This is a genomic window from Nitratireductor pacificus pht-3B (assembly GCF_000300335.1).
Lineage (GTDB): Bacteria > Pseudomonadota > Alphaproteobacteria > Rhizobiales > Rhizobiaceae > Nitratireductor > Nitratireductor pacificus.
The window spans coordinates 98,736-105,643 of the sequence record NZ_AMRM01000019.1 but is presented as its reverse complement, the minus strand read 5'-3'; the positions used below and the strand labels follow the sequence as shown (position 1 = coordinate 105,643).

Below are 6,908 nucleotides of genomic sequence, written 5' to 3'. Positions count from 1 at the left end.
CCCCCCCCGGCCGGCAGCCGGCCGCTTGCCTCGCCCTCGGTGCGCGCCCGCGCCCGCGAGGAAGGCATCGATCTGAGGCGTGTCGCCGGCAGCGGCCCCGGCGGGCGGATCAGCCATGACGATCTCGAGAACTGGACGGATGCCGGCGACAGCGGCCCGTCGGGCGGGAGCCGCCGTGCCAATACCGGGATCGAGGAGGTGCGCGTCATCGGCATGCGCCGCAAGATCGCCGAGAAGATGGCGCAGGCAAAACGCCATATCCCGCACATCACCATCGTCGAGGAGGTGGAGATGGACGCGCTGGAGGATTTGCGCGCGGCCCTCAACCGCAAGCAGGCGGATGGCAGGCCGAAGCTGACGCTTCTGCCGTTCCTGATGCGCGCCATCGTCGAGGCCGTGCGCGAGCAGCCCGAGATGAACGCGATCTATGACGATGAGGCCGGGGTCATCCACCGCCATGGCGGGGTGCATGTGGGCATCGCCACCCAGACACCGCAGGGGCTGACCGTGCCGGTGGTGCGCCATGCGGAGGCGAGCGGCCTCTGGGACAATGCGGCCGAGGTGGCGCGGCTTGCCGATGCGGCGCGCGACGGCTCCATCAAGCTGGAGGAACTCGGTGGCGGGACGATCACGATCACCTCGCTGGGTCCGCTCGGCGCCATCGCGACCACGCCCATCATCAACTATCCGCAGGTGGCCATCGTCGGTGTCAACAAGATGCAGATCCGCCCCGCCTGGGACGGCCAGCAGTTCCGTCCGCGCCGGATGATGAACATTTCCTGCAGCTTCGATCACCGGGTGATCGACGGCTGGGATGCGGCCGTGTTCGTTCAGAAACTGAAAGCGCTCATGGAAACGCCGGCGCTGCTGTTCGTCGAGGGATAGATGTCCGACATCAAGTGCAAGCTTCTGATCATCGGCGCCGGGCCGGGCGGCTATGTCTGCGCCATCAGGGCCGGGCAACTGGGGGTCGACACGGTGATCGTCGATGCGGGCAAGCCGGGCGGCACGTGCCTGAATGTCGGGTGCATCCCGTCGAAGGCCATGATCCACGCCGCCGACGAGTTCCACAAGATCGCTCATGCTTCCGACGGGCCGCTCGGCATCTCTGCTGGCAAGCCGACCATCGACCTTGCCAAAACCGTGTCCTGGAAGGACGGCATCGTCAAACGCCTGAATGCCGGCGTGGCGGGGTTGATGAAAAAGGCCAAGGTGCGCTTCGTCAGCGGCCGGGCGCGTTTTCGCGACGGCAAATCCGTTACGGTTACGGATGGCGATGAGACATTCGTCGTCGAGGCCGAGCATATCGTCATCGCGACCGGCTCGGTGCCGGTGGAACTGCCTTTCCTGCCCTTCGGGGGAGCGATCCTTTCGTCTAGCGAAGCGCTCGCCCTGACGGACCTCCCCGAAAGCCTCGCCGTCGTGGGTGGCGGATATATCGGCCTGGAACTCGGAACCGTGTTCGCCAAGCTCGGCAGTAGGGTGACGGTGGTGGAGGCGGAAGAGCGCATCCTCCCCTCCTACGACAAGGCGCTGACCCGGCCCGTTGCGAAACGGCTGGAGGAACTGGGCGTCACCGTCCTGACCGGCGCGCGGGCGCAGGGCTGGAAGGGCGGAACCCTCACGACCGACCAGGGTGATGTGGAGGCCGAAAAGGTGCTGGTCACGGTCGGCCGGCGCCCGCTCACGCAGGGCTTCGGCATCGAGGAGCTTGCGCTGACGCTCGATGGCGCGTTCATCAAGACGGATGCGCTCTGCCGCACGTCAATGCGCGGTGTCTACGCCATCGGCGACGTGACCGGTGAACCCATGCTGGCGCATCGCGCCATGGCGCAGGGCGAGCTGGTCGCGGCCCATGTCGCAGGCCACAAGGTGGAGTGGGACAAGCGCGCCATACCCGCCGTCTGCTTCACCGATCCGGAGGTCGTGACCTGCGGCGCCCTGCCCGGCGAGATCGAGGGGACGAAGGCGACCGAGTTTCCGTTGCAGGCCAACAGCCGGGCGCTCACCACGGAGCGCGAGGACGGCTTCATCCGCGTGGTGTGGCGCGAGCGCGATCATGCCGTTCTGGGCGTTCAGGCCGTCGGAATGAGCGTCTCGGAACTCTCGGCGGCCTTCTCGCTGGCCATCGAAATGGGTGCTCGTCTCGAAGACATCGGCGCGACCATCCATGCGCATCCGACCCAGTCGGAGGGTTTCCAGGAAGCCTGCCTACGGGCGCTGGGCCACGCGCTGCACATATAACTGACTGCTCTAGATACAAGAACGCCGCGCATACATTCGGGTGCGCGGCGCTTTTCTTGTCGTCTTCCCTGCTACCCGCCGAAATCATCCAGCATGATGTCCTCGCGGTCCACGCCGAGGTCCAGCAGCATGTTGATGACCGACTGGTTCATGATGGGCGGACCGCACATGTAGTACTCGCAGTCCTCGGGCGCGGGGTGGCTCTTGAGATATTCCTCATAGAGCACGTTGTGGATGAAACCCGTATAGCCCTTCCAGTCGTCCTCCGGCAGGGCATCCGAAAGCGCCACATGCCATTCGAAGTTCGGGAATTCGGCGGCCAGTTCGTCGAAATCCTCGACGAAGAACATCTCGCGCTTCGAGCGGGCACCGTACCAGAACGTGATCTTGCGATCCTTGTTCTTCAGCCGCTTGAGCTGGTCGAAGATGTGGCTGCGCATGGGCGCCATGCCGGCGCCGCCGCCGATGAAGACCATTTCCTTCTCGGTCTCGCGGGCGAAGAACTCGCCGAACGGACCCGAGATGGTCACCTTGTCGCCAGGCTTCAGGTTGAAGATGTAGGACGACATCTTGCCCGGCGGCACGCCTTCAGTGCGGGGCGGCGGCGTGGCCACGCGGACGTTGAGCATGATGATGCCCTTTTCCTCGGGATAGTTCGCCATGGAATAGGCGCGCTCCACGGGTTCGTCCACGACGGATTCGAACTGCCACAGATTGAACTTGTCCCAGTCCTCGCGATACTCCTCGGCGACGTCGAAATCGCCGTAGCGGACATGGTGCTTCGGCGCCTCGATCTGGATGTAGCCGCCGGCGCGGAAATCCACGTTCTCGCCTTCGGGCAGTTCCAGAACCAGCGCCTTGATGAAGGTGGCGACATTGTCGTTGGAGCGCACGGTGCACTCCCACTTCTTGACGCCGAACACCTCTTCGGGGACTTCCACATGCATGTCCTGCTTCACCGCCACCTGGCAGGACAGACGGTCGCCGCAGGCGGCCTCGCGCTTGGTGATGTGCGATTCCTCGGTGGGCAGGATCGAGCCGCCGCCTTCGAGCACCCGGACCCGGCACTGGGCGCAGGTGCCGCCGCCGCCGCAGGCGGACGGGACGAAGAGTTTCTCGGCGGCCAGTGTCTGGAGAAGCTTGCCGCCGGCCGGGACCGAAACGGTCCTTTCGCCATTGATCGTGATGTTGACGTTGCCCGTGGAGACGAGCCGCGAGCGCGCGGCCATGATCAGGGCCACGAGCGCGAGCACGATGATGGTGAAGAGGAAAACGCCGAGGCTGAAGGTCTGCATCCTGGCTGTCCCTCAGAGTTTGACGCCGGAGAAGGACATGAAGGCCATCGCCATCAGTCCTGCGCTGATGAAGGTGATCCCGAGGCCCTGAAGCCCGTCGGGAATGTCGGAATATTTGAGCTTCTCTCGCACGCCGGCCATGGCGGTGATCGCCAGCGCCCAGCCCAGGCCGGAGGAGATGCCGTAGACGGTGGATTCGGCGAGGTCGTAGTCTCGTTCCACCATGAACAGCGATCCGCCGAGGATGGCGCAGTTCACCGTGATCAGCGGCAGGAAGACGCCCAGCGCGTTGTAGAGCGGCGGGAAATACTTATCGAGAATCATCTCGAGGATCTGAACCATGGCGGCGATGACGCCGATATAGGAGATCAGCCCGAGGAAGGTGAGGTCCACATCCGGGAACCCCGCCCAGGCAAGCGCTCCCGGCGACAGGAGATGGGTGAGGATCAGATTGTTGGCGGGCACGGTGATGGTCTGCACCAGCGTGACCGAGATGCCGAGGCCGATGGCCGTGGCGATCTTCTTCGACACGGCCAGGAACGTGCACATGCCGAGGAAGAAGGCGAGGGCCATATTCTCAACGAAGATGGCCTTAACGGCGAGCGAAAGAAGCGCTTCCATCAATGGGCCTCCACCGCCCGAATGCGGTACTCGCGGGCCTCGACCTGTCCCGGTTTCCAGGTGCGGAAGGCCCAGATCAGGAGGCCGATCACGAAGAAGGCCGAAGGCGGCAGCAGAAGCAGGCCGTTGGGGACGTACCAGCCGCCATTGTTGACCGTTTCGAGAATGGTGAAGCCGAACAAGCTGCCCGATCCGAACAGCTCGCGGATGAAGCCGACCAGCATCAGGATCAGGCCGTAGCCAAGGCCGTTGCCGACGCCGTCGATGAAGCTCTCGAATGGCGGGTTCTTCATGGCGAACGCTTCCGCCCGGCCCATCACGATGCAGTTGGTGATGATCAGGCCGACGAAGACGGAGAGCGTCTTGGATATCTCGTAGGCATAGGCCTTCAGCACCTGGTCGACCACGATCACCAGGCTGGCGATGATGATCATCTGGACGATGATGCGGATCGAGCCGGGGATCTGGCTGCGGATGACGGAGATGAACATCGACGAGAAGCCGGTCACGAGCGTGACCGCGATGGCCATCACGAACGCCACCTGGAGCGATGAGGTGACGGCCAGCGCCGAACAGATGCCGAGCACCTGAAGCGTGATCGGATTGTTGTCGACCATGGGGTCGACAAGCATGTTCCGGTAGGTCTGAGCCATCACAATTCTCCAGCTCTCACACGTTCCAGAAAGGGTTCGAAGCCGCGCTCGCTCATCCAGAAGCGGACGAGGTTGTCGACGCCGCGCGAGGTCAGCGTCGCGCCGGACAGCGCATCCACAAAATGGTCCCGGCCGGCGGGGGGCGGCGTCTTGGCGACGGTGATGGCGAGATTGCCTTCGCCGTCACGCAGCTTCTTGTCGCGCCACAGGGCCTTCCAGCGGGGGTTGTCCACCTCGGCGCCGAGGCCGGGCGTCTCGGCATGCTCGTAGAACTGCAGACCGTAGATGGTGTTGCCGTCTTCCTCCACGGCGATGAACCCGTAGAGCGTCGACCAGAGCCCGTAGCCGTAGACGGGCAGGATCACCTTGTCGAGCGCCCCGGATTCGTCGCGCAGCAGGTAGACGGTGACGTACTCCGCCTGGCGGCGAATGCCGGCGGGATCGTCATCCAGCGGAGCGGAAAGCGTCATGTCTTCCGCGGCGGCCCGGTCGTCGAACTGGTAGGGATCGAACCGGTCCGTGAACGCGCCGGTGGCCAGTTCCAGGACGTGCGGCTCGAAGGACCGGAAGACCTCCGCGACATCGACCCCGTCTTCGTAGAGGCCCGCGACCTGAACGATGTTGACCTGCTTGTCGAGTGCCGCGTTCTTCTCCTGAAGGGGGCGCAGCGAGACGGCGGCGGCGGAAACGACCATGGACGCCACGAGGCAAAGCAGCAGCGCCACCGTGACGGTCTTGGCGGTGTTGTCCGCCGGCGTGTCGAGAAAGCGGCGGATCGGCCCCTTGCGGATGGTTTCCGCCCTGCTCGGCGCTTCCTCGCGCACGGGCGGGTTCATCTCGGGGGTGAAGTCCGGCCCCTGGTTCTGTTCCTGGCCCTGTTCCTGCTTGTCGATGTCAGGCATTACGGCGCGCCCTCCGTCGGATGTTCGCCTGCACGACGAAGTAGTCGATCAGCGGTGCGAAGACATTGCCGAAGAGGATGGCGAGCATCATTCCTTCGGGAAATGCCGGGTTGAGGACACGGATCATCACGACCATGAAACCGATCAGCGCGCCATAGATGTAGCGGCCGAGATTGGTGTGCGATCCGGAGACGGGCTCGGTCACCATGAAGACCAGGCCGAAGGCGTAGCCGCCGATGACCAGGTGCCAGTACCAGGGCGTCGCGAATGCGGGATTGGTGTCCGAACCGATCATGTTCAGGAGCCAGGAGAAGCCGATCATTCCGGCGAGGCAACCGACCACCATGCGGTAATTGGCGATGCGCGTGGTCAGAAGGAAGGCCAGTCCGATGAGGCAGGCGACGGTGGAGGTTTCGCCCATGCTGCCCTGAATCGTGCCAATGAAGGCGTCCCACCAGGTGATGCCGTAGGAGGGCAGGGCGGCAACGCCTTCCGATGCGGTCACCGATAGCGCGGTGGCGCCGGAGAAGCCGTCGACGGGGGTCCAGATCGTGTCGCCGGACATCTGGGCGGGATAGGCGAAGTACAGGAATGCGCGGCCCACCAGCGCGGGATTGAGGAAGTTCTTGCCTGTGCCGCCGAAGACCTCCTTGCCGATGACCACGCCGAACGAGATGCCGAGCGCGACCTGCCATAGCGGCGTCGAGGCGGGCAGGATCAGTGTGTAGAGCATCGAGGTGACGAGGAAGCCCTCGTTCACCTCATGCCGGCGCACGGTGGCGAACAGCACTTCCCACGCGCCGCCGGCGGCCAGTGTCACGAGATAGATGGGCAGGAAGTAGAGCAGCCCGTGGAACATGTTGGCCAGCGGGTTGTCGGGGTTGAACCCGACCCCGAGGAATTCGACGATCGCCGCACGCCAGCCTTCGGCGCCATGCTGCTGGATCGCCATGTTTGTCTGCAGGCCGGTGTTGTACAGCCCGAACAGAATGCAGGGCACCGTCGCGATCACGACATAGGTCATGATCCGCTTCATATCGACATAGGACCGCGCATGCGGCGCCGCGGTGGTCACGGTCTTCGGTGTGAACAGAAAGCTCTCGACCATCTCGTAGATCGGGAAAAACCGTTCGTACTTGCCGCCCTTGACGAAGTCGGGCTCGATCCTGTCGAAGAAACTGCGCAGACCCATG

At 64.1% G+C, this 6,908-nt stretch carries 7 protein-coding genes; 2 read left to right on the top strand and 5 right to left on the bottom strand.

The window, feature by feature from the left end:
* Together NA2_RS16515 and lpdA are read left to right on the top strand one after the other, a co-directional pair.
* Positions 1–885, top strand: an 885-nt coding sequence (locus NA2_RS16515; RefSeq protein ID WP_008598174.1) for a dihydrolipoamide acetyltransferase family protein, incomplete at its 5' end; no start/stop codon positions are given.
* Positions 886–2,244: a dihydrolipoyl dehydrogenase gene (gene lpdA / locus NA2_RS16510; RefSeq protein WP_008598173.1), complete on the top strand. Its 1,359-nt coding sequence runs from the start codon at positions 886–888 to the stop codon at positions 2,242–2,244.
* Positions 2,245–2,315: 71 nt separating this feature from the next.
* Here the strand turns inward: lpdA and nqrF are convergent, their stop codons facing one another.
* Genes nqrF through NA2_RS16485 form a run of 5 tightly spaced genes read right to left on the bottom strand, consistent with a single transcriptional unit; the run spans position 2,316 to position 6,907 of the window.
* Entirely contained in the window at positions 2,316–3,539 is a 1,224-nt protein-coding gene (nqrF, locus tag NA2_RS16505) for an NADH:ubiquinone reductase (Na(+)-transporting) subunit F (RefSeq protein WP_008598172.1), read from the bottom strand.
* Positions 3,540–3,551: 12 nt separating this feature from the next.
* Positions 3,552–4,160: an NADH:ubiquinone reductase (Na(+)-transporting) subunit E gene (gene nqrE, locus NA2_RS16500; RefSeq protein WP_008598171.1), complete on the bottom strand. Its 609-nt coding sequence runs from the start codon at positions 4,158–4,160 to the stop codon at positions 3,552–3,554.
* Positions 4,160–4,813, bottom strand: a complete 654-nt coding sequence (locus NA2_RS16495) for an NADH:ubiquinone reductase (Na(+)-transporting) subunit D (protein WP_008598170.1) — start codon at positions 4,811–4,813, stop codon at positions 4,160–4,162. Before NA2_RS16495 ends, nqrE begins: the two co-directional genes overlap by 1 nt.
* Entirely contained in the window at positions 4,813–5,715 is a 903-nt protein-coding gene (locus NA2_RS16490; protein ID WP_008598168.1) for a Na(+)-translocating NADH-quinone reductase subunit C, read from the bottom strand. The genes NA2_RS16495 and NA2_RS16490 overlap by 1 nt, the downstream gene beginning before the upstream one ends.
* A complete protein-coding gene (locus NA2_RS16485; protein ID WP_008598167.1) occupies positions 5,708–6,907 on the bottom strand; it encodes an NADH:ubiquinone reductase (Na(+)-transporting) subunit B in 1,200 nt (399 codons plus the stop codon). The genes NA2_RS16490 and NA2_RS16485 overlap by 8 nt, the downstream gene beginning before the upstream one ends.
* Between the last annotated feature and the right edge of the window lies 1 nt (position 6,908).

Bases quoted from the DNA above. Each gene is read 5' to 3' on its own strand.
- lpdA (WP_008598173.1), top strand. From the start codon at position 886: ATGTCCGACATCAAGTGCAAGCTTCTGATCATCGGCGCCGGGCCGGGC.
- nqrF (WP_008598172.1), bottom strand. From the start codon at position 3,539: ATGCAGACCTTCAGCCTCGGCGTTTTCCTCTTCACCATCATCGTGCTC.
- NA2_RS16485 (WP_008598167.1), bottom strand. From the start codon at position 6,907: ATGGGTCTGCGCAGTTTCTTCGACAGGATCGAGCCCGACTTCGTCAAG.
- nqrE (WP_008598171.1), bottom strand. From the start codon at position 4,160: ATGGAAGCGCTTCTTTCGCTCGCCGTTAAGGCCATCTTCGTTGAGAAT.
- NA2_RS16490 (WP_008598168.1), bottom strand. From the start codon at position 5,715: ATGCCTGACATCGACAAGCAGGAACAGGGCCAGGAACAGAACCAGGGG.
- NA2_RS16495 (WP_008598170.1), bottom strand. From the start codon at position 4,813: ATGGCTCAGACCTACCGGAACATGCTTGTCGACCCCATGGTCGACAAC.